Consider the following 21,183-nt stretch of genomic DNA (forward strand, 5'->3'; position numbering starts at 1 on the left):
CGATCGCGGCCAGGTAATTTGAGAACCATGGTCCGGCCCCCCTCTGCGCGCTCCGCTGTCCCCGGTGTCGGTCGGCTCGGATTGCTCGAGCCGTCCGCCGCCGCGTCGCTGCGCGAATTGGGCTGGGACAACGTCGAGAGCATTCCCGTGCTGTGGTCGCTGTCCCGCGCGCCGGACGCCGACCTCGCGTTGAGCACGCTCATGCGATTGCGCGAGAGCATCGGGGACGGTTGGGACGCGGTCGATTCGGCCATCCGTACGGATACGTCGCTGCGGGGCAGGCTGTTCGCGCTGCTCGGCTCCTCCAGCGCGTTCGGCGATCATCTCGTCGCGGCGCCGGAGTCGTGGGAAGGCTTGCGCCGCAAGGAGTTACCTGGACGCGACGAGCTGATCGCCGATCTGCTCGCCGTGGTCGACGCGGCACCGGAGGAGGGGCCGAACGCGACCCCGATGCTGTTCCGCGCCGCGATCTCGGGCCCCGAAGTGGCGGCGTCGCTGCGCAAGCGGTACCGCGATCACTTGATGCTGCTGGCCGCGCTGGATCTGGCGGCCACGGTGGAGAACGAGCCCGTGCTGCCCTACCAGGTGGTCGGCAGGCAGCTCACCGACCTGGCCGACGCCGCGTTGACCGCTGCGCTGGCGGTGGCGGTGGCGCGGGTCTGCAAGGACGAGCCGGTGCCGGTGCGGCTGGGCGTGATCGCGATGGGCAAGTGCGGCGCGCGCGAATTGAACTATGTCAGCGACGTCGACGTCGTGTTCGTCGCCGAGCCCGCCGACGCCACCGCCACGCGTCTGGCCGCGGAGATGATGAGCGTGGCGAGCCAGGCGTTCTTCGAGGTAGATGCGGCGCTGCGACCGGAGGGCAAGGCCGGTGCGCTGGTGCGGACGCTGGATTCGCACATCGCCTACTACAAGCGCTGGGCACGCACCTGGGAGTTCCAGGCGCTGCTGAAGAATCGTCCGGCGACCGGTGACATCGCGCTCGGCGAGCAGTACCGAGCCGCGCTCATGCCGATGGTGTGGTCGGCGTCGGAGCGTCCCGATTTCGTCGCCGACGTGCAGGCGATGCGCCGCCGCGTGGAGGATCTGGTGCCCGCCGACCTGCGCGAACGCGAACTCAAGTTGGGGCGCGGCAGCCTCCGGGACGTCGAATTCGCCGTGCAGCTCCTGCAATTGGTGCACGGGCGGGTGGACGAGACGCTGCACGTGCAGGGCACCGTGGAGGCGCTGACCGCGCTGGCCGCGGGCGGCTACGTCGGTCGCGACGACGCGGCCAATCTCACGGCTTCCTACGAGTTCCTGCGGTTGCTGGAACACCGGCTCCAGTTACAGCGGTTGCGTCGCACCCACACCCTGCCCGCCGACGACGACGAGGAGGGCATGCGCTGGCTGGCCCGCGCGGCGCACATCCGGCCCGACGGCAGGCAGGACGCGGTGGGTGTGCTGGGCAGCGAGATCCGCCGGAACGCGGTGCGCGTGCGGCGCTTGCACGCCAAGCTGTTCTACCGGCCGCTGCTGGATTCGGTGGTGCGGCTGGAACCCGACGCGCTGCGCCTGAGCCCCGAAGCCGCCATCCGGCAGCTGGCCGCTCTCGGCTACGCGGCGCCGGAACACGCCCTCGGCCACCTGAAGGCCCTCACCGGCGGCGTGTCCCGCAAAGGGCGCATCCAAGCCCTGCTGCTGCCGACGCTGCTCGAATGGCTCGGTGAGACACCGAATCCCGACGCGGGCCTGCTGGCCTATCGCCGCGTGTCGGAGGGGCTCGCCGACCAGATCTGGTTCCTGCGCGAACTACGCGACGAGGGGGCGATCGCCCAGCGGCTGATGATCGTGCTCGGCTCCTCCGAGTACCTGCCCGATCTGCTGATCAACGCCCCGGAGACGATCCGGATGTACGCCGACGGCCCGAGCGGCCCGCTGCTGCTCGGACCGCAGCCCGACGAGGTGGCCCGCGGCATCCTCACCGCCGCCGCGCGCTACGAGGATCCGAAACGCGCCGTGGCCGCGGCCCGTTCGCTGCGCAGGCACGAACTCGCGCGGGTGGCGTCGGCCGATCTGCTGGGCATGCTCGAAGTGCCGCAGGTGTGCCGGGCGTTGTCGTCGGTGTGGGTGGCGGTGCTCGAGGCGTCGTTGCGTGCGGTGATCCGGGCGGGCGAAGCGGAGCGGGGTGCGCCCGCGCCTGCCGACATCGCGGTGATCGGCATGGGCCGACTCGGTGGCATGGAGCTCGGGTACGGCTCGGACGCGGACGTGCTGTTCGTCTGCGACCCGCGGCCGGGCGAGGACGAGACCAAGGCGGTGAAGTGGGCGATCGGGGTGGCCGACCGGGTGCAGCAGCTGCTCGGCGCGCCGAGCACCGACCCGCCGCTGCACGTGGACGCCGGGTTGCGCCCGGAGGGGCGCAACGGCGCGCTGGTGCGCACGTTGGCCGCCTACGAGGCGTACTACCAGCAGTGGGCGCAACCCTGGGAGGTGCAGGCGTTGCTGCGCGCGCACCAAGTGGCCGGTGACCAGGAACTCGGGGTGCGTTTCCTGCACGTCATCGACAAGGTGCGGTACCCGGAGGGCGGTGTGTCCGCCGAGGCGGTGCGCGAGATCCGGCGGATCAAGGCCAGAGTGGACGCCGAGCGGTTGCCCCGCGGCGCCGATCCGGCCACGCACACCAAACTGGGGCGTGGGGGCCTGGCCGACATCGAGTGGACGGTTCAGCTGGTGCAGTTGCGGCACGCCCACGAGGTGCCCGGCTTGCACAACACCTCCACACTCGAGGCGCTGGACGTGATCGAGCGAACCGAGCTGCTGGACGCGCAGGACGTCGCGCTGCTGCGTGACGCGTGGCTGACCGCCACCAATGCCCGCAACGCCTTGGTCCTGGTACGCGGCAAACCCAGCGATCAGCTACCGGGTCCGGGGCGGCTGCTTTCCGCCGTCGCCCGCGTCGCGGGGTGGCCCAACGACGACGGCAGCGAATTCCTCGACCACTACATGCGCGTCACCCGGCGCGCCAAAGCGGTCGTCGAACGAGTCTTCGGCGCGTGAGGTTCCTGTCCGTGCGCACGTCCCTTTCGGCCTGACGAAATCGAGCCCGCGGCCGGGCTCAAGGACCGACGGTCAGACCCGCGCGGGCGGCGCGCTGTTCGCCCCAGTCGTAGAGCGCGGTGAGGACCGGGACGAGTGTGCGGCCCTCGTCGGTGAGGGTGTATTCGACCTGCGGAGGCACCGTGTCGAAGGTGGTGCGCCGGACCAAGCCGTCGGACTCCAGTTCGCGCAACTGCTGGACCAGCATCTTCTCGCTGGTGGTCGGCATCCGCCTGCGCAACTCGCCGTAACGGTGCACACCCTCCTTCAAGTGGGCCAGGATCACCGGCTTCCACTTGCCGCCGATCAGGTCGACGGTCACCTCCACGGCGCAGTTGTAGCGCTTGTCGGGCACCTGTCCTCCGGGTACTCACTGAAAAGTGCGTTCTTGTAACACTGTAATCATCGCGATTCCATGAATGCCGTTGGTATCGACCACCGCAATCATGGAGCGAAACATCGTGAAGGTCATCGTTTTCGACCGCTTCAAGCCAGGCGTCACCCTGGAGACGATCAACCCGTACCTGCCCGAGGAGGTCGCCAACGTGTGGCGGCTGTGGAAGGCGGGCATCGTCCGCGAGAACTACGCCCGCGCCGACGAGCCCGGCGTGGTGATCGTATTCGAGGTCGACAGCGTCGAGGAGGCGCGGAAGTACGTCGCGGACTTCCCGCTCACCAAGGCCGGATACCTGGAATGGACGTTCGTCCCGGTGCAGGCGCCGTTGCCGCTGGAGGCGCTGATGGATCCCGCCGTCGACGTCGCCGAGCCCTACGACCGGACCGCGTGAGCATGCGCCACGCCTTCGGCCTGAGCATCCCGCAGACCGTGCAGGAGGCCTGCGATCCCGCGCGGATGGCGCTGCTCATCTACGACATGCAGGTCGGCATCGTGCGGCAGATTCCCGGCGGCGAGGAGATCGTGCGCGCGTGCGTGCGGCTGCGCGACGCCGCCCGGGCGGGGGGTTTCCGGGTGTTCTACACCCGGCACATGTCCTTGCCGGTGGCGGCGTCGGGCGTCGCCCAGCTGCGCACCGCGATGTCCTGGCAGCGGGTGGACGACCCGGCGGACGTGCGTTCGAGCTTCCCGCAGGGTTCGCCGCAATTCCACTTGGTGCCCGAGTTGACGCCGGGTCCGGACGAGGTGGTGTTCGACAAGATCACCATGTCGGCGTTCGCGGCCACCCCGCTGGACTTCGCGCTGCGCGACTGCGGCATCGACACCTACGCCGTGGCGGGCATCGCCATGGAGGTGGGCATCGAGCCGACGGTTCGGCACAGCCTGGACCTGGGTTATCTGCCGATCATCGTCACCGACGCGTGCGGCGCCGGTCATCCGGCGGCGGCCGAAAGGTCGCATGCCACACTCGAATTCACCGGCGGATCGCTCACCACGGACACCGCCGCGCTGACCGAGGCCATGAGTCGGCACGCCCACTGACGCTGCGGTCCGCCGAACCGGTGTGCGTCGCGCGCCGGTTCCGTGGCCATCGGCTCGTTCGCCCGGCCGAATGTGCCGCTATATCTCGGCAGGGAGCGAATCGGCCGATCCACGTTCCTGCGCGCGGTCTCCATGCGGCGCCCAAGTCGACCACCGGCCGGACGAGGCGCTGCTCGGTGTGGGATCACCACCAGGCCCGCGCGGTGATCTCCACTGCGCGGGCCGGGTCACGGACTCCCGCACGCCAGGTCGTCCTGCGGTGGGGTGTTCGCGGCGCCGGTCAAGATCTGGAAGCGATCGACGAACCGGCGCAAGGCGAGCCGGTCTTCGTCGCCGAGCCCGTTCGCGGTAGTGACGGTGACCTGGGTGCCGGAGCGGATTCGCAGGACGTCCCAGGCCACCGGCAGGACGGGCGCGTGCACGCTGCGGCCGTTGCCGCTGATCGTGATGGACGAACGATACGAGCCCGGAATGAATGCCAGCTCTTCCGCGATCTCGGCGGTGAGCGGTCCCTGTGCGCGAAATTGCTCGACGTACATTTCTCCCCCTCGTCACGTCGCCATCAGTTCTGGGCCAAGGGTAGACCGGCCGACTTCGTCATGGACGACGATCCGCCGCCCAGCCCACGGTCCGGCTTCGATCAGTGGCGTGTCGAGCGGTGCGGGAGATCTCGCCCAGCCCCGGTGTCATCCCGTCCGTCGAGCGGATCGAGCGCGTCGTGGGCGAGGGTCCCCGATATCGGACAGGTGCACTGATATTCGTTTGCTATGACGACGCCAGAGGATTTCGATTTCGATGCCATCTATAGGGGCACCGGCGGCCCGTTCGGTCCGGGTGTCAAAGCACCGTGGAGTATCGGCGAACCCCAACCCGAACTCGCCGCCCTGATCGACGAAGGGAAATTCCACGGTGACGTGCTCGACGTCGGCTGCGGGGAGGCGGCGATCTCGCTGTATCTGGCCGAGCGGGGTTACACCATCGTGGGATTGGATCTGTCGCCGACCGCGGTCGAGCTGGCCCGTGCCGAGGCAACCCGGCGCGGCCTGACGAGCGCTTCGTTCGAGGTCGCCGACATCACTTCTTTCACCGGCTACGACGGCCGCTTCGGCACCATCGTCGACAGCACGCTGTTCCATTCGATCCCGGTCGAGTCGCGGGATGCTTACCAGCAGGCGATCGCACGCGCCGCCGCGCCGGGTGCGTCCTACTTCGCGCTCGTGTTCGACCGGGCGGGCCTGCCCGAAGTGCCCCAGCCGGGGCCGTCGCCGGTCACCGCCGATGAGCTTCGGGAGGCGGTGTCGAAGTATTGGACGATCGATGAGATCAGGCCGGCGCGAATTCACGCCAACTTGCCCGCGGAGTTGCCCGAGGGCGCGCCTGTCCGGTTCGAAGGGATACGCGACGAGCCCGGCGGCCGCAAGTCGGTTCCGGCCTGGCTGCTGTCGGCCCACCTGGGCTGATTCTCCGACAGCGAAGTCGCGAGGTGCGTCGCCCGGGCGAGGGACATCGCCAGGCATCGAAGTGGCCGGGTTTCCTATGTGCCGGTCTCGAGCTGCACCAGATCAACAGCTTCACCGGCATTGCCTAGGCTCGACCGCATGCGTAGATGGATGGACCGGGCATTGTTCGGTGTGGGGTGGTGCGCAGTAGCCGCAGGCGCCATCGGGATAGCGCTGCACTTCGGGGCGTGGCAGCGGCGAGTGCTGGTGTTGCTCGCGTCGGGGGCGTCGTACTTCATGATCGGCGCGATCGTCGGCCTGGTGCTCTTGCTGATCGCGCACGGATGGCGCAGCGCCGCTGTCGCCGGGGTGCTGGCGGCGGCGACGCTGTGGACGCTGGTGCCCGCGTTCGTGCCGCAGGGCCGGGCAGCCGACGGTCCGAAGCTGACCGTCATGCAGTCGAATCTGCTGTTCGGCGGCGCCGACCCGGCCGCCGTTGTGCGCGTGGTGCGGGACGACCGGGTCGACGTGCTGACCGTGGACGAACTGACCGACGCCGCGCTGGAGCGGTTGGCGGGCGCGGGCCTGGTCGGTGAACTGCCCTACCACTACACCGAGCCCACCCGCGACGGCGGTGGCGGCACCGGCATCTACAGCCGATATCCGCTGCGCGACACCAAGAAATACGACGGATACATCCTCAACAACATCTCCGCGACGATGGATCACCCCGAACGGGGACCGATCACCGTCTTCGCGTTCCATCCGGTCCCGCCGCCGTTCGATTTTCCCGCGTGGCAGACGGAGATGCGCAAGACCAGGGAAATCCTCGACGCGCAACGGGGCCCGGCCATCGTGGGCGCGGATTTCAACGCGACCCGTGACCACACCGCCTTCCGCGACCTGCTACGCGGAAGCTTCGCCTCGGCCGCCGACCAGGCAGGCGCAGGCTTGCTGCCCACCTTCCCCGCCGACCGCGCGTGGGGACCGGTGATCGGCATCGACCACATCCTGCTCGCCGACGCCACCGCCGAAGAGGTGCGCACCCTCTCGGTCCCCGGCTCCGATCATCGAGCGCTACTCTCCCACATCCACCTTCAGTGACCCCACACTGTCGGGCGCGCACAGACCCCGCGCGACGGCCGCCACATCGAACTTCGCCGCCAGCAGGGTCGCGATGCACCCCGGTCGGCTTCTGGTGATCTTCGATTGTCGCGCTGAGGCCGCTCCCATCATCGACCGCACCGGATTCCCTGCTGCGCGCCTGACCAGGCGTGAAAGTGTTGCGCGCCTTGCCGATCCGGAGACGATCGTGGCGCTGTGATGCGCGCAGCGCGCTCGCGGCGATTACGATGTGAGCGCTCGGCGAGCCCGAGACGCGGTACTCGGGGAGGCGAGTTCGATGAGGAAGTACAGGCGATTCGGTGTGGCCGTGCTCGCGGTGGTGGCGCTGGTGTCGGCCGGATGCGCGCAGGGCACGAACGACCGTGCCGCACGGCAGGTCTCGCCGCCCGCCGACACCTGGGAACTGGCCGGGTCGATGACGGCTTCGGGCCCGAACGGTCCCCGCAAGGGTGTGCCGGACACGCCGCTCACGGCGGAGAACGGCGATGGCGGCGCCATCGACAAGCTCGCCCTCAATACGATCGCCGACGTGCAGGACTTCTGGACCAAGGAGTACCCCGCGCACTTCCCCGGCACGTTCAAGCCGGTGATCAGGTTCATCTCCTGGGACGCCAAGGCGCCCAGAACGCAGTCGGTCAAGTTCTGTAAGTCCGACACCTACCAGGTGGTGAACGCGGCCTACTGCGGCGGTGACCACACCATCGGCTGGGACCGGGGTGTCCTGCTGCCGAAACTGGTGCAGAAGTACGGCGAGATGGCGGTGGTGATGGTGCTCGCCCATGAGTACGGGCACGCCATCCAAGGGCAGGCCAGACTCGCGGGCCTGCTGACCCCGCCGCTCGTGCAGGAACAGCAGGCGGACTGCCTCGGCGGTGTATTCCTGCGCCATGTGGCCGAAGGGAATTCGGCGCACTTCACGCTCAACACCACCGACGGCCTCAACGCCGTGCTCGGCGCCACGGTGGCGGTGCGCGACCGGGACCCGAACGATCCGGACAACGTGCACGGCTCGGCCTTCGAGCGGGTGACGGCGGTGCAGATCGGTTACACCGACGGCGCCGACGGGTGCAAGAAGATCACCAGGAAGGAGATCGCCCAGCGCCGCGGCAATCTCCCCACCACCTTCGAGCCCGGGGAGGAGCAGGCGCAACTTCCGGTGGACGCCGCCGCGCTGACCAGCCTGAGCCAGGCGCTGACCAAGATCTTCCCGGTCACGCGGACGCCGCAGTTCGACTACTCCGGGGTCGGCCGCGGTTGCTCGGACGGCACCGTCACCCGGCCGGTGTCGTACTGCCCGAGCGCGAACCGGATCGGCACGGACGTGCCCGCTCTGGCCCGCCGCGGCGGAACGATGACCGACGGCGACCCGCTGTCGGCGGTCGTGGACGGCGACTACAACGCGTTCGTCGTCTTCGTCTCGCGCTATGTGCTCGCGCTGCAACAGGATCGCAAGCTGTCGCTGACCGGCGCGGAGACGGCGGGCCTGCGCACCGCATGCCTCAGCGGCGTGGTGACCACCAAGTTGAGCGAGCCGGGCAGCGACCCGCACCTGTCCGCGGGTGATCTGGACGAAGCGGTCTCCGGCCTGCTCGCCGACGGTGCGGCGGCCGCCGACGTGAACGGAAAGGTAGTGCCGAGCGGCTACCAGCGGCTCGAAGCGTTCCGGACCGGCGTCCTGGACGGTGAGAGCGCCTGCCTGGCCAAGTTCCGGTAGTCGCTACACCGGCAGCGATCGCAGCGAGCTGAGCGTGCCCGCCAGTGCGCGGGCCGCCTCGGCGCCCTTGGTGAGGAAATGCTCGGTGAAGTACGTGACGTGCTCGCTGTGCTCGTGGAAGTGGTGCGGGGTGAGCACGACCGAGAACACCGGCACGTCCGTGTCCAGCTGGACCCGCATCAGCCCGTCGATCACCGCCGAGGCCACGAAATCGTGCCGGTAGATGCCGCCGTCCACCACCAGCGCGGACGCGACGATCGCGGCGTACCGGCCGGAATGCGCCAGGCGCTTGGCGTGCAGCGGGATCTCGAAGGCACCCGGCACCTCGTAGACGTCGATGCCCGCGGGATCGAAACCGAGGTCGGCGTATTCGGCGCGGAAGCCCTCGTACGCCTTCTCGACGATCGAGCTGTGCCAGCTGGCGCGGATGAACGCGATGGATCCGGTAGTACTCATGGAGAGATACTACTGTTCGGTAAGGTGCGCTTCCAGCCAGCCGACGACGTCGTCGAGCACCTTCTGCTGCTCGGGCTCGTTGAACACCTCGTGGTAGAGGCCCTCGTAGCGGATCACCGTGAGGTCCTCCGACCCGGCGCCCCGCTCGATGAGATCGGAGCTGGACGGCGCGGCGATCGCGTCGGCGGTGCCGTGCAGCACCAGCAGCGGCACGGTGAGCTTCGCCAACCGCTGCTTGACCGTATTCGTCGCGCTCAGCATCTCGGCGCCGGTGCGCGCGGGCAGCATGCCGCGATAGACCAGCGGATCGTTGTCGTAGGCCGTGACGACCGCCGGGTCCCGGCTGATCTGCGACGAATCCAGTTTCAGCACACCCAGATTCGGGGTGAGCCTGCTCAACACCGGTGCGAGCATGCGCTGCACCGGATTGCCCACCGGGATGTCCAGCGGCGGGGCGGACAACACGATGCCCGCCACGTCGATCGGCGCGCGGGTGGCCAGATACAGGGTGATCAGGCTGCCCATCGAGTGCGCGACCAGGAAGCGCGGCACGCCGGGCTGCTCTCGGGTCGCGATGTCCAGCATGGCGGCGACGTTGTCCGCGGCGCCCGCCATGGAGCCGATGTTGGCCTTGCTGCCCGCGGACTTCCCGTGCCCGATGTGATCGAGCGCGTAGACCGCGAAACCGGCGGCGACCAGACGCTGCCCCACATGGGCATAGCGGCCGGAATGCTCCGCCACGCCGTGCACCAGGACGATCACACCCCGCGCCGCGCCCTCCGGCAGCCACGCCCGCCAGGCGACTCCGCTGCCGACACCGTCGAACTCGCCGGACTCGGTGCGGATCGCGGGCTGCTCGGTGGACGCGGTGTCGCCCGCCGTCGGCTCGGTCGTCATCCCTGCGCTCCTGACGTCGAAGGCGCGCCGACCGTAGCGAAATGCTCGATCAGCCGCCGGTTGAACTCGATGAGTCGAGCGTAGTTGACTCGCGAGATGCGCTCGTCGGTTCCGTGGATCGAGGCCAGGTCGCGCTCGTCCAGCACGATCGGGGCGAAATTGCACCGGGTGCCCGCCAGGTCGTCGTAGTGCCTGGAGTCGGTGGCGCCGGGAACGATGCCGGTGGTCACCGCGATGCCGGGGACGACGGCGCGGGCGAGATCGGCGATCAGATCGAATGCGGGGCCGGGCCGCGTTATCCGCGACGGCTCCGACGACATGCCTACCAGATCGAATCGAATCCCCTTGTCGCGCACGACTTTCCGGCAGTGCGCCAGCACCGAGGCGACGGTGTCGCCGGGCAGGATGCGGAAGTTCACCATGGCCTCGGCCCGCTGGGGCAACACGTTCGCCCGCACTCCGCCGCGGATCACCGTCGGCGCCGTGGTGGTGCGCACCATCGCTTCGGTCTGCGGCTGGGCCGCCATCACCCGGGTGACCACCGGTGCGGCGAGATTCGCCAGGCCCAGCAGCAGTCGCCGCGGCGCGGGCATGACCTCGCGCACCCTGGTCAGCATGTCCGCGATCACCGGGGTCAGGCGCAGCGGCATCGGATGGTCCTGGATGCGGCCCACCGCCCGCGCGATCCGGCCGACCGCCGTCTGCCTGCCCGGCATGGACGAGTGCCCGCCGACCTCGGTGACCGACAACCGGACCGTCGCGTAGCCCTTCTCGCCGAGCATGATCGTCGCCACCGGCTGCCGCACGCCATCGACGACGCCAGCGGTGATCACCCCGCCCTCGTCGAGCAGCAGCTCGGCGCGCACGCCCGCCTGCCGCAGATGCTCGGCCATGCGCTCGGCGCCCTCGCCGCCGAAGACCTCCTCGTCATGCCCGAAAGCCAGGTACACGGTGTGCCGGGGGCGCAGGCCCGCGGCGAGCGCCGATTCGGCCGCCTCCAGGATGGCGAGCACGCGGCTCTTGTCGTCGATCGCCCCGCGGCCCCAGATGAACTCGTCGTCCACCACTCCCGCGAACGGCGGGTGCGTCCAGCGCTTGGCGTCGTCCACCGGGACCACGTCCTGATGCGCGAGCAGGATCGCGGCCACCCGGTCCTGGTCGGCGCCCGGCCAGCGGTAGAGCCTGCTGTGCGCGAACTTCCGCAGTTCGAGTTCGGCGTGCACCCGGGGGAACGACGTCCGCAGGTGCGCGTCGAGGCGGTCGAACGCCGCGCTGTCGGTGTCGCGCGGGTCGTCGGTGGACACCGTCGCGCACCGCAGCGCGGTGGCGAGGCGTTCGGCGGTCAGGTCGTCGACCGGCTCCGTCATCGGTCACCGGTGCGGTCGGGCAGATTCATGGACACCGTTGCATTGTTCAACATGCTCGGGTCGAGGGCGATGGTCTTCTCGTTTCGCCACTTCACGATGCCTTCGGTGAGCTCGCCCGGCAGATCGGGGCGGCGCGTCGCCGTCAACAAGGGCAACTCGATGCTCGCGGAGGCCACCGTGACCGCGGCGAGGGCGGGGGAGTGCGACCACACGTCGTCGACCACGTCGGTGATCCGCACGCCGATGCGGTGGCCCGCGGCGATCGGCCAGTCCTGCGCGAGCAGCCTGACCTCGGCGGTGTCGCGGACCGGGGCGATCCCTCGGGTGATGACGGTCGCGCGCAGGTCGGGCGCGATGTCGTAGAGCTCGACCGCGACCGTCGCGTTCGGCGGGCCGCTGAGCCGGAGGATGGCGGTGGGAATGCCGGACAGATGCTGCTCGCCGGTAAGCGGCGCGGAGACCGACCAGATCTCGCGATCGGGTCCGGGAATCAACCCGCGATCGGTGTAATCGCCGGTCCGCAGCTCGACCGGAACCCGCCGGGCGTCGGCGGGCGGCCAGGCGCTCTCCGCGCGCCAGCTGCCGTCGAACTGGCCGACGGTGATCGGCGGGCCGGGCACCCGCACGTCGCGGGCGGCGACGTGCTTGTCGAAGAACGCGAGCAACTCGGTGTCGAAGTGGGGCGTGCCGCATTTGTCGTGGCAGGTGCGGTGTCCCCACTGGCCGAACCAGGCGCGGTGCTCGCCGGGCCCGAGGCCGTTCCACAGATCGAACACACGGTAGGCACGGGTGTTGTAGTCGACGAAGCCTTGACCGAGGAACAGCGGAATCGTGGCGCCGCGCAGCCGCGCGACGAGGTCGCGATCGCGCCAGAAGGCGGTGTCGGGATCGTGGTCGCCGATCTGGGTCAGGTATTGCTGGTAGCACTGCCACGGCAACTGCGTCGCGTTCGCCTGGTATTCGCCGGAGTCTTCCGGACGCGGTGGCGTCGAGGCGATCAGCAGGTGCTCGAGTCCCGCGAAGTCGGCGGGACGCACGCCGCTCTCGGTGATCGGTTTGCCGGAGAACTTCCACGAGACGCCCTGCATGTACAGGTAGGAGTACGGGTCGACGACCGGCTCGAACGCGCCCACCGCCGCGAGGCCCTTCGGGGCGGCGGCCAGGCCCATCAGGCCGGTCCAGGCTTCGTACGACGTGCCGAACAGCCCGACCCTGCCGGTGGACCACGGCTGGCTCGCCGCCCACTCCACGGCCGTGGCGACGTCGGCTCGTTCCCCCGGCCCGCCGAAGTCCGGGCAACCGTCGGAGCCGCCGAACCCACGCAGGTCGACGATGACGTAGGTGTAGCCCGCGTTCATGAAGAGGTCGGCGGTGAGGTTGTCGGTGGACGGGCCGCCGGTCAGGCGCGGCTCGCTCAGATAGGCCAGGTGCGCGCGATACGGACTGACGGTCAGGATGACGGGTGTGCGGGTGTCGTCGGAGACACCGGCCGGGCGCAGGACGTCCGCGTGCAGCCGGGTGCCGTCCGTGCCGTCGATGAACGCTTGCTTCCACTGATAGGGCACCGCCAGCGGTTCGGCGGCCGCTCGCATCGGGGTGAACGCGGCCAACAGCAACAACAGGCCGCACAGGGCACGAGACAGGACGGCTCGTTCGATCACCATAGGACTATCGAGTCTGCCCGGACGGCCGTCCAGCCCCCGGAACCGGGGTGGTCGTCCAGTAGCCGGGCGAACGCCATCCGGTGTTCATCCGGACCGGTCAGCATCGAGGCCATGCCGGAGCGCGGTTTCGGGTCCGTCGACTCGGTAGGGACGGTCGGTTTGGCGTTGTCGGCCGCGTTCCTGTTCGCGGTGTCGGCGTTCCTGCAACAAGGCGCTGCCAGGCAGGCGGCCACCGCGTCCAGGCAGGGACGATTCCTGGTGATCGCCGCGATCGCTCGTCGTCTGATCACCGACCGCCGCTGGCTGGCCGGACAGGGCGCGAACGTGGCCGGATTCGTCGTGCACGCCGTCGCGCTGCGCTTCGGCGCCATCGCGGTGGTGCAGGCGCTGCTGGTCGTGCAGTTGTTGTTCGCGCTGCCGTTCGCGGCATTGCGGCGTGGTCGCGCGCTGCTCGCCAGAGACTGGGCGGGGACGTCGGCGGTGTGCGCGGGGCTGATGCTGCTCGTCGGGCCGGGGATTCCCGAGCATTCGGCGGTGCGCACGCAGCTGCTCCCGGGGGCGTGCGCGGGGGTGTTCGGCACGGTCGTCGTGTTGTTCGGTCTGTCCAGGACGGTCCGCTCCACCCAGGTGCGGTCCGCGCTGGTGGCGGTGGCGGCGGGCTGCTGTTTCGCCACTACGGCGGTCCTCGTCGTGGTGGCGACGAGGACGCTGCCGGACCCGAGCTGGGCACTGCTGGGCATTCCGGTGTCCACCGTCCTCGGCGGCATCCTGACCCAGGAGGCGTACGCACGCGGGTCACTGCCCACGGCGCTGACCGCGATGACGATCACCGACCCGGTGCTGAGCTACCTGGCCGGTCTCACGCTGTTCACGGCGACGATCCACCCGCGCCCGACGCTGCTTGCCTGCGCGGCCACCGCGGTGATCGTCGGTGTCGCACTGCTGGCGAATTCACCGACGCTGCACGACGAGCGGGAGATGTCGGCGGAAGCGCCCCGCCCGGCGGTACGGGCGAAGGCCGGTGAACTCCGGCGCAATGCGGGGGCGCGCTGACCGGAGGAAGGGGATCCGACGGGCACGAGCGGGGCGAACCACCGGGCCGATGCGAGCATCCGGCGCGATACCGGTCGCTGGGCGTCCTGCGCGGTTGGAACCGGCGAATCATTCGCCGTGAGCGGCATTCGCACGCCGAGGCGCGGTGACCCGCACTTGCCCCATCGAGGCCAGCGCACGTGCCTTTGCCCGGCTCGTCGACGCCGGGAGTCCTGCGCGGAATCGGCGGCACGCAGGTCGACGCCTCGGGTGGGCGACTTCAGCGGTTGGATCAACGCGATCGTGATAAACGCCGGGGTTGTTCCTCAGGCCGAGCGGGCCGGAGTCTCGTAATCGGCGTAGAGCGCGAGCATGCTCTGCACCGTCGCCGACCACGGAAAGCGTTCCGCCGCGGCACGGGCCGCGCGACGACGCTGGGCCGCGGGCAGGGCGAGCAGTTCACGCACGCCGTCGGCGAGGCCGCGCGGAGTCCCGTCGCAGACGAGGCCGGAGCCGGGGTCGCCGACGAGTTCGCGAGCCGCGCCCGCCGCGGGAACGACGACCGGAGTCCCGCAGGCGAGCGCCTCCAGCACGGCGAGGCCGAAAGTCTCGGCAGGGGAGGGAAACACGGCGACATCGGCCGCGGCGACCAGGGCGGCCATCGCGGTCCGGTCGGTGAGATGGCCGTGGAAGACGACCGGAAGCCCTGCCGCCAGCTGCTCCAGGCGAGAACGCAGCGGGCCGTCCCCGATGACCGACAGCACGCAGCGCACACCGGATTCGACCAGGACGCGGACCGCCTGGACGGCGCGTTCGGCTCGTTTCTCCCGGGACAACCTGCTCACCAGGACCAGCCGCACCGGATCGTCGGAGCGGTCGTCGCGCCGGTTCTCGGTCGACGGGCGAAAGGTCGTGAGGTCGACGCCGAGCGGGATCCTGCGCACGTTGCGCGCGCCGACCCGGGCGAACTCGGCGGTGGCGAAACGCGAAGTGACCACGACCTTCTCGGCGCGCACCCAAAGCCGCCGGTTGGCCAGGTCGGCCGCGGCGGTGAGCGGGAAGCCGCGCGGCACCCGCGAGCGCAGGATGGCGTCGATGCGTTCGTGGGAGAACAACACCAGCGGAACGCCCGCCCCGCGCGCCCACGGCGCCAGCCAGCGGACGCTGAGTTTGTCGCTGCACTCGAGCACGTCCGGGGCCAGCCGATCGAGCACGGCACGGGTGCGCCGGGCGGTGAGCACGTGATAGCCGGCATCGCCGAACTTGGGGCTGCGCACGGTGATCCGATGCCCGGACGCGGTGTGCTCGTCGGCGTCGCGCGGACCGGGCACGACGAGGACCCGGTCGTGCCCCGCCGCCGAATAGCCGCGTCCGATTTCGTCGAGGCACGTGCGCAAACCGCCGGAGGCGGGAGTGTAGAAGTTGGCGATCTGCACGATCCGCACTAGTCGACCGCCGATCCGACCAGCTGGCGATAGGTGATCGCGTGCGCGCCGGTGCGCAGCACCGCGTCGATGGCGCGCAACGTGGTGTCGCGCAGGCCCGGTCTGCTCAGATCGTCGGGATGCAGCGCCAGACGGACCAGCCCGCCGCGTTCGGCCGTGCGGCGCGCCGCCGTCTCCAGCAGCGCCGCGCCGAACCGCTCGGACCAGCCGCCGCCCGGCCGGTGCGAGAGCGCGAACCCGTGGAACCGGCGTCCGGTGCGCAATTGCTCGGCGCCGAAGTGGGAGGTGGTGTAGGTGAAACCCGCCGCGCGCAACGCCTGTTTCGCGCCGGGCGAGGCGAGCCAGCCCGGCGGCGTGAAACCGGTAGTCGGCAGACCGGCTTCGATCATCACTTCGGTGGCGGCGCGCAGTTTCACGGTGGCCGTGCCGACATCGATGGCGGCGAACTCGGCCGCGCCGCGCGCCACCGCATGCGCTACCGCGCGGCGCGGCCGATCACCCTCGGGCCCCGCCCGGTGCGACCACCCGTGCACCAAGACGTCGTCACCGGCCTGCCTGCGCTCCCGCAAGAACGCCGCGTAATCGGGTTCGTCGGCCAACCGCCTGCCCCGCCACGGCCCCGGTATCACCAACAACGACACGGGAATTCCGAACCGATCGGCATCGGCGCACCAGCGCTCCGTCTCCGCCGCACTCGCCGGTGCGACGTCATGGACGCTCACCACCAACCGCGCACACACGTCGGGGAAGCTAACACCGCCCGGTGGCCGTCAGCTGAACAGCGCGGTGCACTCGGCTGAAAGATGCGTACCGCCGATCACCAGATGTCCGTCCAGGCGGGCCGCACCGGCAGATCGAAGGCGACGGAACGCTCGCACCAGCAGGGGCGCCTATGCGTTTTCCGGAACCCGGGCATGCGACGACTCGGCCCGTGGTCGAGGTGAACAGGTACTGGGTTCCCACCCGATACCGCTCCTACTCGTCCCACGCCGGACTCCATGCCGCCGAGACGAAATCCATAGCGCGATTCCAAGCGCGAACCCGAACGCTACGGTCTCCCATCGAAAGCATTCCGCCGGACCCATTCCTGCGTCGGCGGAAAACGCCGGGGCGGAAACGAAAACCTCAATTGCGCTCCGGGGTTCCGCTGCCTGATCCGTGCGCGCCGCACCGGCCCGACTCGGTGTCGCCGGTGGAGACGCCGCAGGTCCGGCTGGTGCTCGGCCGAGAGCCGATATGGGATATGGCAAACGGCTATAGCCCGAATGAACTACGCAACGTCGCAACGAGTTTCGTCTGGTGTCCCGGCCGGGTCGGCGTATGATCAGGCCAGTGCGAATACCCGGGGGAAGAATGAGCGAGCCGGCGACAGCGGACTGGGAACGGTTCGTGCAATCGCTGGCGCACTGCCTCTCGGAGCTGCCCTCGCGGGCAACCCTGATCATCGCCGCCCCCGGAAATCGCTATGTCCAATTTGTCCAATACGACATCAAATTGTCCGCCGAACTGGCCGGGAACAATTACCTGAGCGACCCGATCCCGGAGACCGCCGCACAGGAGTTGCGCGCACTGGGCTGGCACGAGCCCGCGGATCGGCACGACGCGGACAACTGGACAAGGATCCTCTTCTGGCCCATCGCGCCGAGCAGCTTGCTCGAGTTCGCGCGCTCGGTCGCCGTCGGCCTGCGCGACGCCCTGGGTGTGGCGGCGCCGGTCGAGTTGCGCGCGATGGGCTGGACCGAGGCCTCGGGTGACCTGGATCTCACCGTGCTCGGATCGATCGCGCGCCGCGGGTAGCGCCCGGTCGGGCCGCTGTCCCACGGCGAAGCCGCGACTACCTGGGCACTATCCTGAGTGTCATGGCAGCAGGTAAGCCCACCAAGGAAGCGAAGGCCGCGGCGAAGGCGGCCCGCAAGCAGCAGTCGAGAGAACGCCGCAAGCAGTTGTGGCAGGCGTTCCAGATGCAGCGCAAGGAAGACAAGCTGCTGCTGCCGCTGATGATCGGCGCCCTGGTCGGCATCACCGCCGTCTTCGCCGTCATCGGCCTGATCTTCGGGCTGACCTGGTTCCTGATCCCGCTTGGCGTGGTGCTCGGCGCGCTGGTGGCGTTCATCATCTTCGGCAGGCGGGTGCAGAAGAGCGTCTACCGCAAGGCCGAGGGGCAGGCGGGCGCCGCGGCCTGGGTGCTGGACAACCTCCAGGGCAAATGGCGGGTGAGCAACGGCATCGCCGCCACCACGCAGTTGGACGCGGTGCACCGGGTGATCGGCCTGCCCGGCGTGGTGCTGGTCGCCGAGGGCTCACCGCAACGGGTCAAGTCGCTGCTCGCCCAGGAGAAGAAGCGCACGGCTCGGCTGATCGGCGACACCCCGATCTACGACGTCGTCATCGGCAACGACGAAGGTCAGATTCCGCTCAAGGACCTGCAGCGTTACCTCACCAAGCTGCCGCGCAACATCGACACCAAGCGGATGGACCTCATCGAAGGCAGGCTGGCCGCCCTCAGTGCGCGCAGCGGGCCCGCCCTGCCGAAGGGGCCGATGCCCGCGGGCGCCAAGATGCGCGGCGTGCAGCGCACCATCCGCCGCCGCTGACCTGCTCGCTCGAAAGGCCCGCCGCCCCGCCCGGGGTGCGGGCCTTTCCGGTCGTCACCGCGCGGGTCGGAAGATCAGCGTGAACGCACCAGCGCCGTTCCGGTCGCGCGGTCGTGCATGCCGCGCCCGTCGGCGTCGGTGAACAGCGCGGGCACCACGAACACCAGCAGTACCTGCCTGGCCAGCGCCCGGACGAAGCCGACCGGCGCAGCCGCGTCGATGCGCACCGTGCGCAGCCGCAGGAAATACTGCCCCGGCGTGAACCCGAAGAGCGTGACGGCGCCGACGCCGATGACGAACCAGATCAGCAGCGTCAAGCTCGACGCCGAACCGCTGCGCGTGATCAGCGCCGCGATGCCGAGGGCGATCAGCCAGTCCACGAACAGGGCGGCGATGCGGCGGCCCATACCGGCCAGCGAGCCCGCTCCGGCCTTCGGCAGGCCGAGTTGCGCCCCGGGGAACTCGGTGGTTGCTGGGCCACCGGAGTCGGCAGGAGGTCCGGAGAGCCAGGAGCCGGTGATGCGTGCCATGCACCCCAGAATAGGCGCGCCCGGACCGGCGCCCGGTACCGCATAAGCGGAGTTCAGCCTCCCCGCGCACCGCGGCGCGGGCAGGACTACCATGCATTTCGAGTCATGGTGGTCAGTACCACGCTGCCGGACGCACGTGTAACACCGGCGAAACAAATCCTTGACTGCCGGGAAACACGGCATCCATAGCGTCTGGTCGCGACGAACCCATGCAAGCGACACTGGCTGGGAACCGATCCGTAAGGAGAACAAGTGACGTTCAGCACGGCCGACGAGGTCATCAAATTCATCGCTGACGAGGACATCGAGTACGTCGACATCCGGTTCAGCGACCTGCCCGGTGTGCAGCAGCACTTCTCGATCCCCGGGAAGGCCTTCACCACCGACCTCGCCGAAGAAGGGCTAGCGTTCGACGGCTCCTCAGTCCGTGGGTTCCAGTCCATCGACGAGTCGGACATGCTGCTGCTGCCCGACTTCTCCACCGCGCGTGTCGACCCGTTCCGCGCCGCCAAGACGCTGAACCTCAACTTCTTCGTGCACGACCCGTTCACCCGGGAGGCCTACAGCCGCGACCCGCGTAACGTCGCGCGCAAGGCGGAGGAGTACCTGCGTTCCACCGGCATCGCCGACACCGCGTACTTCGGCCCCGAGGCGGAGTTCTACATCTTCGACTCGATCCGCTACGACTCGGCCATGAACGGCGCCTTCTACGAGATCGAGTCGGTCTCGGGTTCCTGGAACACCGGCGCGGAGTTCAACCCGGACGGCACCCGCAACCGCGGCTACAAGGTCCGCAACAAGGGCGGCTACTTCCCGGTCGCGCCCTACGACCACTACGTCGACCTGCGCGACAAGATCTCGACCAACCTGCAGAACTCCGGCTTCGAGCTGGAGCGCGGCCACCACGAGGTCGGCACCGCCGGTCAGGCCGAGATCAACTACAAGTTCAACACCCTGCTCGCCGCGGCCGACGACCTGCAGCTGTTCAAGTACATCGTCAAGAACACCGCGTGGCAGGAAGGCAAGACCGTCACCTTCATGCCGAAGCCGCTCTTCGGTGACAACGGCTCGGGCATGCACGTGCACCAGTCGCTGTGGAAGGACGGCAAGCCGCTGTTCCACGACGAGGCCGGCTACGGCGGCCTGTCCGACCTGGCCCGCCACTACATCGGCGGCATCCTGCACCACGCGCCGTCGCTGCTGGCGTTCACCAACCCGACGGTGAACTCCTACCACCGCCTGGTCCCCGGCTACGAGGCCCCGATCAACCTGGTGTACTCGCAGCGCAACCGCTCCGCCGCGGTCCGCATCCCGGTCACCGGCAACAACCCGAAGGCCAAGCGCCTCGAGTTCCGCGCGCCGGACTCCTCGGGCAACCCGTACCTGGCCTTCGCCGCCATGATGATGGCCGGCCTGGACGGCATCAAGAAGAAGATCGAGCCGCTGGCCCCGGTCGACAAGGACCTCTACGAGCTCCCGCCGGAGGAGGCCAAGAACATCCCGCAGGCCCCCACCAGCCTCTCGTCGGTCATCGACCGCCTCGAGCAGGACCACGACTACCTCACCGAAGGCAACGTCTTCACCGAGGACCTGATCGAGACCTGGATCACCCTCAAGCGCGAGGGCGAGATCGCCCCGGTGAACCTGCGGCCGCACCCGTACGAGTTCGAGCTGTACTTCGACGTGTAAGCCGACGCAGGTCCTTCTGCGCGGAACGACGCGGTAGTCGACGAGCCCATCTTGTTCGTGACCATTCAGTGGTCGCGAACCGGATGGGCTCGTTCGCGTCTGCGTCGAAGCTCACACCAGCTCCATGGCTGCCATCGGCGCGCTCTCCGGCCTCGTTCTCACGCATGGGAAGTCGGTGTCGAGCGTGAAGAATGGTTACGAATCATCCATGTGAGGAGGTGGCATGCGGAGAGAGGTCGGCACCGGCCCGATCGTGCGTCGGATGACCATGCGGCCTGCTCGGACGCTGCCAGGTCTCCGTGTTGTAGCGCAGAATGATCTCCCCTTGCTCGGCGGCGTGCGGGGATCGTTGCCGGGTGGGAGGTCCGCATGATGCATCCGTATACGGCGGCGGCGCTGGAATCCGGCCGCGAGTTCGTGCATACCGTCGACGACATGATGGAGCGGATCAAGGGCGTCCGCGCTCGACGGCCCTCGCCCAGCGCCAGGGTGATTCCGGAGGTCGACGGGAAAGGTCGTCTCACCGATCTGTACATCGCCGAGGGAACGATCGCGCATTCGTCGAGTAGCCAGGAGTTGGTGGCCGACATCATGGCGGCGATTCGGGACAGCACCGAAGACGCCCTCCGGCAGCACCGGCTCGCCATCCAGCAGACGGCGTGGCCACCAGCGGTGTCGTTGCCGGAACCGAAACTTTAGACGATACCCAGGAGTG

The 21,183-nt window shown here is 69.2% G+C and carries 20 protein-coding genes; 11 read left to right on the forward strand and 9 right to left on the reverse strand.

All coding sequences use genetic code 11. The features are described from left to right. Nucleotides 1–27 precede the first annotated feature (27 nt). Entirely contained in the window at nucleotides 28–3,039 is a 3,012-nt protein-coding gene (locus tag ACIHAX_RS33315; RefSeq protein WP_356965079.1) for a bifunctional [glutamine synthetase] adenylyltransferase/[glutamine synthetase]-adenylyl-L-tyrosine phosphorylase, read from the forward strand. A gap of 58 nt (nucleotides 3,040–3,097) precedes the next feature. On the opposite strand, the gene ACIHAX_RS33320 is transcribed toward ACIHAX_RS33315, so the two are convergent. Beyond that, on the reverse strand, nucleotides 3,098–3,433 hold the full coding sequence (locus ACIHAX_RS33320) for a helix-turn-helix domain-containing protein (RefSeq protein WP_355072814.1): 336 nt from the start codon (nucleotides 3,431–3,433) through the stop codon (nucleotides 3,098–3,100). A gap of 106 nt (nucleotides 3,434–3,539) precedes the next feature. On the opposite strand from ACIHAX_RS33320, the gene ACIHAX_RS33325 reads away from it, so the two are divergent. Both ACIHAX_RS33325 and ACIHAX_RS33330 read left to right on the forward strand, forming a co-directional pair. Next, nucleotides 3,540–3,866: a hypothetical protein gene (locus tag ACIHAX_RS33325; protein WP_040865768.1), complete on the forward strand. Its 327-nt coding sequence runs from the start codon at nucleotides 3,540–3,542 to the stop codon at nucleotides 3,864–3,866. Nucleotides 3,867–3,868: 2 nt separating this feature from the next. Next, on the forward strand, nucleotides 3,869–4,516 hold the full coding sequence (locus tag ACIHAX_RS33330; RefSeq protein WP_355072994.1) for a cysteine hydrolase: 648 nt from the start codon (nucleotides 3,869–3,871) through the stop codon (nucleotides 4,514–4,516). A gap of 227 nt (nucleotides 4,517–4,743) precedes the next feature. Here the strand turns inward: ACIHAX_RS33330 and ACIHAX_RS33335 are convergent, their stop codons facing one another. Then, nucleotides 4,744–5,055 (reverse strand): hypothetical protein, encoded by a 312-nt coding sequence (locus ACIHAX_RS33335; RefSeq protein WP_397281551.1) that lies wholly within the window; start codon nucleotides 5,053–5,055, stop codon nucleotides 4,744–4,746. A 228-nt stretch (nucleotides 5,056–5,283) separates the two neighbouring features. Between ACIHAX_RS33335 and ACIHAX_RS33340 the strand changes: the two genes are divergently transcribed. From ACIHAX_RS33340 to ACIHAX_RS33350, 3 genes are all read left to right on the forward strand, one after another. After that, nucleotides 5,284–5,976 carry a class I SAM-dependent methyltransferase gene (locus ACIHAX_RS33340; RefSeq protein WP_397281553.1) on the forward strand — a complete coding sequence of 231 codons (693 nt, stop codon included), beginning with the start codon at nucleotides 5,284–5,286 and terminating at the stop codon, nucleotides 5,974–5,976. Nucleotides 5,977–6,114: 138 nt separating this feature from the next. After that, nucleotides 6,115–7,059: an endonuclease/exonuclease/phosphatase family protein gene (locus tag ACIHAX_RS33345; RefSeq protein ID WP_397281555.1), complete on the forward strand. Its 945-nt coding sequence runs from the start codon at nucleotides 6,115–6,117 to the stop codon at nucleotides 7,057–7,059. Between the two features lie 298 nt (nucleotides 7,060–7,357). Further along, nucleotides 7,358–8,794 (forward strand): metallopeptidase, encoded by a 1,437-nt coding sequence (locus ACIHAX_RS33350; RefSeq protein ID WP_397281557.1) that lies wholly within the window; start codon nucleotides 7,358–7,360, stop codon nucleotides 8,792–8,794. A 3-nt stretch (nucleotides 8,795–8,797) separates the two neighbouring features. Here ACIHAX_RS33350 and ACIHAX_RS33355 read toward each other — a convergent pair whose 3' ends face one another. The 4 genes from ACIHAX_RS33355 to ACIHAX_RS33370 are packed head-to-tail and all read right to left on the reverse strand — an operon-like array spanning nucleotide 8,798 to nucleotide 13,178. Then, the gene (locus tag ACIHAX_RS33355) at nucleotides 8,798–9,250 is read right to left on the reverse strand and encodes a 6,7-dimethyl-8-ribityllumazine synthase (protein ID WP_364427783.1); all 453 of its coding nucleotides are present in this window, start codon (nucleotides 9,248–9,250) and stop codon (nucleotides 8,798–8,800) included. A gap of 9 nt (nucleotides 9,251–9,259) precedes the next feature. Beyond that, nucleotides 9,260–10,147, reverse strand: a complete 888-nt coding sequence (locus ACIHAX_RS33360; protein ID WP_397281559.1) for a lysophospholipase — start codon at nucleotides 10,145–10,147, stop codon at nucleotides 9,260–9,262. Then, nucleotides 10,144–11,514 carry a M20/M25/M40 family metallo-hydrolase gene (locus ACIHAX_RS33365; protein WP_355072825.1) on the reverse strand — a complete coding sequence of 457 codons (1,371 nt, stop codon included), beginning with the start codon at nucleotides 11,512–11,514 and terminating at the stop codon, nucleotides 10,144–10,146. Before ACIHAX_RS33365 ends, ACIHAX_RS33360 begins: the two co-directional genes overlap by 4 nt. Then, nucleotides 11,511–13,178, reverse strand: a complete 1,668-nt coding sequence (locus ACIHAX_RS33370) for a CocE/NonD family hydrolase (RefSeq protein ID WP_397281562.1) — start codon at nucleotides 13,176–13,178, stop codon at nucleotides 11,511–11,513. The genes ACIHAX_RS33365 and ACIHAX_RS33370 overlap by 4 nt, the downstream gene beginning before the upstream one ends. A 111-nt stretch (nucleotides 13,179–13,289) precedes the next feature. Between ACIHAX_RS33370 and ACIHAX_RS33375 the strand changes: the two genes are divergently transcribed. Continuing rightward, on the forward strand, nucleotides 13,290–14,231 hold the full coding sequence (locus ACIHAX_RS33375) for a DMT family transporter (protein WP_397281564.1): 942 nt from the start codon (nucleotides 13,290–13,292) through the stop codon (nucleotides 14,229–14,231). 305 nt (nucleotides 14,232–14,536) lie between these two features. Here ACIHAX_RS33375 and ACIHAX_RS33380 read toward each other — a convergent pair whose 3' ends face one another. Together ACIHAX_RS33380 and ACIHAX_RS33385 are read right to left on the reverse strand one after the other, a co-directional pair. Then, a complete protein-coding gene (locus ACIHAX_RS33380; RefSeq protein ID WP_397281566.1) occupies nucleotides 14,537–15,646 on the reverse strand; it encodes a glycosyltransferase in 1,110 nt (369 codons plus the stop codon). An 8-nt stretch (nucleotides 15,647–15,654) separates the two neighbouring features. Beyond that, a complete protein-coding gene (locus ACIHAX_RS33385; RefSeq protein WP_364427798.1) occupies nucleotides 15,655–16,395 on the reverse strand; it encodes a polysaccharide deacetylase family protein in 741 nt (246 codons plus the stop codon). Between the two features lie 613 nt (nucleotides 16,396–17,008). On the opposite strand from ACIHAX_RS33385, the gene ACIHAX_RS33390 reads away from it, so the two are divergent. Both ACIHAX_RS33390 and ACIHAX_RS33395 read left to right on the forward strand, forming a co-directional pair. Continuing rightward, entirely contained in the window at nucleotides 17,009–17,452 is a 444-nt protein-coding gene (locus tag ACIHAX_RS33390; RefSeq protein WP_364427802.1) for a TY-Chap domain-containing protein, read from the forward strand. A 62-nt stretch (nucleotides 17,453–17,514) separates the two neighbouring features. Further along, nucleotides 17,515–18,249, forward strand: coding sequence for a DUF4191 domain-containing protein (locus ACIHAX_RS33395; RefSeq protein ID WP_355072836.1), 735 nt, complete (start codon nucleotides 17,515–17,517; stop codon nucleotides 18,247–18,249). A 74-nt stretch (nucleotides 18,250–18,323) separates the two neighbouring features. On the opposite strand, the gene ACIHAX_RS33400 is transcribed toward ACIHAX_RS33395, so the two are convergent. After that, nucleotides 18,324–18,779, reverse strand: coding sequence for an RDD family protein (locus ACIHAX_RS33400; protein ID WP_364427805.1), 456 nt, complete (start codon nucleotides 18,777–18,779; stop codon nucleotides 18,324–18,326). A gap of 252 nt (nucleotides 18,780–19,031) precedes the next feature. Here ACIHAX_RS33400 and glnA point away from each other — a divergent pair, with 252 nt between their 5' ends. Together glnA and ACIHAX_RS33410 are read left to right on the forward strand one after the other, a co-directional pair. Next, entirely contained in the window at nucleotides 19,032–20,468 is a 1,437-nt protein-coding gene (gene glnA / locus ACIHAX_RS33405) for a type I glutamate--ammonia ligase (RefSeq protein WP_355072839.1), read from the forward strand. Nucleotides 20,469–20,837: 369 nt separating this feature from the next. Then, nucleotides 20,838–21,167, forward strand: a complete 330-nt coding sequence (locus ACIHAX_RS33410) for a hypothetical protein (RefSeq protein ID WP_364427810.1) — start codon at nucleotides 20,838–20,840, stop codon at nucleotides 21,165–21,167. The last annotated feature ends 16 nt before the right edge of the window (nucleotides 21,168–21,183 follow it).

It is taken from the genome of Nocardia sp. NPDC051929 (assembly GCF_044548645.1).
GTDB classification, from domain to species: domain Bacteria; phylum Actinomycetota; class Actinomycetes; order Mycobacteriales; family Mycobacteriaceae; genus Nocardia; species Nocardia sichangensis.

What these genes read in the sequence shown, in the direction of transcription:
- ACIHAX_RS33370 (WP_397281562.1), bottom strand. Translation starts at nt 13,178, where the DNA reads ATGGTGATCGAACGAGCCGTCCTGTCTCGTGCCCTGTGCGGCCTGTTG.
- ACIHAX_RS33350 (WP_397281557.1), top strand. Translation starts at nt 7,358, where the DNA reads ATGAGGAAGTACAGGCGATTCGGTGTGGCCGTGCTCGCGGTGGTGGCG.
- ACIHAX_RS33365 (WP_355072825.1), bottom strand. Translation starts at nt 11,514, where the DNA reads ATGACGGAGCCGGTCGACGACCTGACCGCCGAACGCCTCGCCACCGCG.
- ACIHAX_RS33410 (WP_364427810.1), top strand. Translation starts at nt 20,838, where the DNA reads ATGATGCATCCGTATACGGCGGCGGCGCTGGAATCCGGCCGCGAGTTC.
- ACIHAX_RS33355 (WP_364427783.1), bottom strand. Translation starts at nt 9,250, where the DNA reads ATGAGTACTACCGGATCCATCGCGTTCATCCGCGCCAGCTGGCACAGC.
- ACIHAX_RS33400 (WP_364427805.1), bottom strand. Translation starts at nt 18,779, where the DNA reads ATGGCACGCATCACCGGCTCCTGGCTCTCCGGACCTCCTGCCGACTCC.
- ACIHAX_RS33340 (WP_397281553.1), top strand. Translation starts at nt 5,284, where the DNA reads ATGACGACGCCAGAGGATTTCGATTTCGATGCCATCTATAGGGGCACC.
- ACIHAX_RS33395 (WP_355072836.1), top strand. Translation starts at nt 17,515, where the DNA reads ATGGCAGCAGGTAAGCCCACCAAGGAAGCGAAGGCCGCGGCGAAGGCG.
- ACIHAX_RS33375 (WP_397281564.1), top strand. Translation starts at nt 13,290, where the DNA reads ATGCCGGAGCGCGGTTTCGGGTCCGTCGACTCGGTAGGGACGGTCGGT.
- ACIHAX_RS33315 (WP_356965079.1), top strand. Translation starts at nt 28, where the DNA reads ATGGTCCGGCCCCCCTCTGCGCGCTCCGCTGTCCCCGGTGTCGGTCGG.
- ACIHAX_RS33335 (WP_397281551.1), bottom strand. Translation starts at nt 5,055, where the DNA reads ATGTACGTCGAGCAATTTCGCGCACAGGGACCGCTCACCGCCGAGATC.
- ACIHAX_RS33390 (WP_364427802.1), top strand. Translation starts at nt 17,009, where the DNA reads ATGAGCGAGCCGGCGACAGCGGACTGGGAACGGTTCGTGCAATCGCTG.
- ACIHAX_RS33360 (WP_397281559.1), bottom strand. Translation starts at nt 10,147, where the DNA reads ATGACGACCGAGCCGACGGCGGGCGACACCGCGTCCACCGAGCAGCCC.
- ACIHAX_RS33345 (WP_397281555.1), top strand. Translation starts at nt 6,115, where the DNA reads ATGCGTAGATGGATGGACCGGGCATTGTTCGGTGTGGGGTGGTGCGCA.
- ACIHAX_RS33330 (WP_355072994.1), top strand. Translation starts at nt 3,869, where the DNA reads ATGCGCCACGCCTTCGGCCTGAGCATCCCGCAGACCGTGCAGGAGGCC.